Annotated in this window: 4 protein-coding genes and 1 pseudogene; all 5 read left to right on the forward strand. The window is 62.2% G+C overall.

Features of this window, described 5'->3' with window-relative positions:
• On the forward strand, positions 1-341 hold a 341-nt coding region (locus tag HX846_RS15660; RefSeq protein ID WP_306173121.1), incomplete at its 5' end, for a FimV/HubP family polar landmark protein.
• Positions 342-497: 156 nt separating this feature from the next.
• Positions 498-1,322 carry a tRNA pseudouridine(38-40) synthase TruA gene (truA, locus tag HX846_RS15665; RefSeq protein ID WP_003212671.1) on the forward strand — a complete coding sequence of 275 codons (825 nt, stop codon included), beginning with the start codon at positions 498-500 and terminating at the stop codon, positions 1,320-1,322.
• A 63-nt stretch (positions 1,323-1,385) separates the two neighbouring features.
• Positions 1,386-2,018 carry a phosphoribosylanthranilate isomerase gene (locus tag HX846_RS15670; protein ID WP_003212673.1) on the forward strand — a complete coding sequence of 211 codons (633 nt, stop codon included), beginning with the start codon at positions 1,386-1,388 and terminating at the stop codon, positions 2,016-2,018.
• 243 nt (positions 2,019-2,261) lie between these two features.
• Complete coding sequence (gene accD / locus HX846_RS15675) at positions 2,262-3,182, forward strand: acetyl-CoA carboxylase, carboxyltransferase subunit beta (protein ID WP_003212675.1); 921 nt, start codon at positions 2,262-2,264, stop codon at positions 3,180-3,182.
• Positions 3,179-3,315: pseudogene (locus tag HX846_RS15680) on the forward strand (bifunctional tetrahydrofolate synthase/dihydrofolate synthase); the annotation flags it as partial. The gene accD and the pseudogene HX846_RS15680, both read left to right, overlap by 4 nt.

Raw genomic sequence — 3,315 nt, forward strand, 5'->3', positions numbered from 1 at the left:
CCCTGGCCGACGAGCCCGAGGCGCCTGCAGCGGCCAAGCCGGACGCGTTTGCGTCGGAGCTTGATGATGTCAACGCCGAGCTGGATCGCCTGTCGCAAAGCCTGGAACATCCGCCAATCGAACCGTCCTTCACCGCCGACGACGCGGCGTTGGGTGGCGATGAGCCGGAATTCGACTTCCTCTCCGGTACCGACGAAGTGGCCACCAAGCTCGACCTGGCGCAGGCCTACATCGACATGGGCGATGCCGACGGGGCGCGGGACATTCTTGGCGAGGTGCTCAAGGAAGGCGATGACGGTCAGAAGGGCGAAGCCAAGGAAATGCTCAGCCGGCTGGCTTGATACGCGCGGTAAATACAACGGCAGCCTTCGGGCTGCCGTTTTGCCATCCAGGCACCAAATCCATGGCGTCCCAGGCGCACGGCCTTATAATGGCCGCCTTTGCGCAACTCATCAGGCTCTCAGTTCTTGGCAAATATAGATAACGCGGCCGCCGAAATGGCCGCCGCAGGCTTTTTCAGAATCGCCCTGGGCGTGGAATACAAAGGCTCGCGCTATCGTGGCTGGCAACGCCAGGCCTCCGGTGTGCCGACGGTGCAGGAAACCCTGGAGAAGGCCCTGTCGAAAGTCGCCGACTCACCGGTGTCGCTGATGTGCGCCGGGCGGACCGATGCCGGCGTGCACGCTTGCGGGCAAGTGGTGCACTTTGACACTCAGGCCGAGCGCTCGATGAAGGCATGGGTGATGGGCGCCAATATCAACTTGCCCCACGACGTCAGCGTCAGTTGGGCCAAGGTGATGCCGGCGGACTTTCACGCGCGCTTCAAGGCCATCGCCCGGCGTTATCGCTATGTGATCTACAACGATCAGATCCGCCCGGCCCATCTCAACGAAGAAATCACCTGGAACCACCGCCCGCTGGACGCCGAGCGCATGGCCGAGGCGGCCCAGCATCTTGTAGGTATCCACGATTTCAGCGCGTTCCGTGCCGGGCAGTGCCAGGCCAAGTCGCCGATCAAGGAAGTCCACCACCTGCGGGTGACGCGCCACGGCAAGATGATCGTGCTGGATATCCGCGCCGGCGCCTTCCTGCACCATATGGTGCGCAATATCGCCGGGGTGCTGATGACCATCGGTACCGGCGAACGCCCGGTGGAATGGGCCAGGGAAGTGCTGGAAAGCCGGATTCGCCGTACCGGCGGCGTCACGGCGCATCCGTTCGGCCTGTACCTGGTGGATGTGGAGTACCGCGACGAGTTCGAATTGCCCCAGCGATTCATCGGGCCACACTTCCTCACAGGTTTCAGCGAACTTGGCGGCTGACGCCCTCAAAAGCATTTGTTACCATCCGGGACTTTCCCGGACACGCCCTGAGGTTTCATCGACATGTCTGCCGTTCGCAGCAAGATTTGCGGGATTACCCGCATAGAAGACGCGTTGGCGGCGGTCGAGGCGGGGGCCGATGCCATCGGTTTCGTGTTTTATGCCAAAAGCCCGCGGGCGGTGAATGTCTTGCAGGCGCGGGCGATCATTGCCGCGTTGCCACCGTTCGTGACCACCGTGGGGTTGTTCGTCAACGCCAGCCGCTGCGAGCTCAATGAAACCCTCGACGCCGTGCAACTGGACATGCTGCAGTTCCATGGCGATGAGAGTCCGGACGAGTGCGAGAGCTACCAGCGCCCGTACATCAAGGCGCTACGGGTCAAGGCCGGGGACGATATTGCTGCGGCATGCGCTGCCTATGGCGGGGCTCGCGGGATTCTTCTCGACACCTACGTCGAAGGCGTTCCCGGTGGTACTGGCGAGGCGTTTGACTGGTCGTTGATTCCCGAAGGGTTGAGCAAGCCGATTATCCTCGCGGGCGGCCTGAATCCGGACAACGTGGCCAGTGCCATCCAGCAGGTTCGGCCGTATGCCGTGGACGTCAGCGGCGGGGTAGAGCAGGGCAAGGGCATCAAGGATCACGCAAGGATTCGCGCATTCATGCAGGCCGTGCGCGACAGCAGCGGGACGATGTGACGGCTGGCAGTCTGCCGCCGTCCATAACTACCACTGTGTAAAACAGCCCGGCGCCGCCTGTGGGAGGCCCGGAAATGAAGTGGCAACCCTGCACGGCAGGTTGTCTGGAAGGCTGAGGGCACAGGCAGGAAATGGCTGGTCGAACGTCTGACCCCGTCCAGTTTGTGTCATCGCCACATATGAATTTAGCTCAAGGGCATACGCGGGGCTGTGTTCAAGCCACCGGTACTGGAGAAAGAAAGCATGAGCAACTGGTTAGTAGACAAACTGATCCCTTCGATCATGCGTTCCGAGGTGAAGAAAAGCTCGGTTCCTGAAGGTCTTTGGCACAAGTGCCCATCCTGCGACGCGGTGCTGTACCGCCCGGAGCTGGAAAAGACCCTGGACGTTTGCCCCAAGTGCAATCACCACATGCGTATCGGCGCCCGCGCCCGCATTGATATTTTCCTCGACGCCGATGGTCGCTCCGAACTGGGCGCTGACCTGGAGCCGGTTGACCGTCTGAAGTTCCGCGACGGCAAGAAGTACAAGGACCGCCTGACCGCGGCCCAGAAGCAGACCGGTGAAAAGGACGCGCTGATTTCCGTCAGCGGCAAGCTGCTGGGCATGCCGGTGGTGGTTTCGGCCTTTGAATTCTCCTTCATGGGCGGCTCGATGGGCGCCATCGTCGGTGAGCGTTTTGTACGTGCCGCCAACTACGCGCTGGAAAACCGTTGCCCGATGATCTGCTTCGCCGCCTCCGGTGGTGCGCGGATGCAGGAAGCACTGATCTCCCTGATGCAAATGGCCAAGACCTCCGCGGTACTGGCGCGTCTGCGCGAAGAAGGTATTCCGTTCATCTCCGTGCTGACCGACCCGGTCTACGGTGGTGTTTCCGCCAGCCTGGCGATGCTGGGTGACGTGATCGTCGGTGAGCCGAAGGCGCTGATCGGCTTTGCCGGCCCGCGTGTTATCGAGCAAACCGTTCGCGAAAAACTGCCGGAAGGCTTCCAGCGCAGCGAGTTCCTGCTGGAGCACGGCGCGATCGACCTGATCATTCCGCGCGGCGAACTGCGTCCGCGCCTGGGTAGCCTGCTGGCGCAAATGATGGGCCTGCCGACACCTGTGTACGTCGCGCCTAAAATCGAGCCGATTGTCGTGCCACCGGTGCCTGCAAACATATGACCCAGCGTACCCTGGGCGAATGGCTCGCCTACCTTGAGCAGTTGCATCCGTCAGCCATCGACATGGGCCTGGAGCGCTCGCAACAGGTAGCGGCCCGCCTCGGGTTGGGCCGGCCGGCGCCGCGTGTGATCAC

It is taken from the genome of Pseudomonas sp. K5002 (assembly GCF_013386655.1).
GTDB lineage: Bacteria > Pseudomonadota > Gammaproteobacteria > Pseudomonadales > Pseudomonadaceae > Aquipseudomonas.

Excerpts from the sequence above, each read along its gene's own strand:
- truA (WP_003212671.1), top strand. The coding sequence starts at position 498 with ATGGCCGCCGCAGGCTTTTTCAGAATCGCCCTGGGCGTGGAATACAAA.
- HX846_RS15670 (WP_003212673.1), top strand. The coding sequence starts at position 1,386 with ATGTCTGCCGTTCGCAGCAAGATTTGCGGGATTACCCGCATAGAAGAC.
- accD (WP_003212675.1), top strand. The coding sequence starts at position 2,262 with ATGAGCAACTGGTTAGTAGACAAACTGATCCCTTCGATCATGCGTTCC.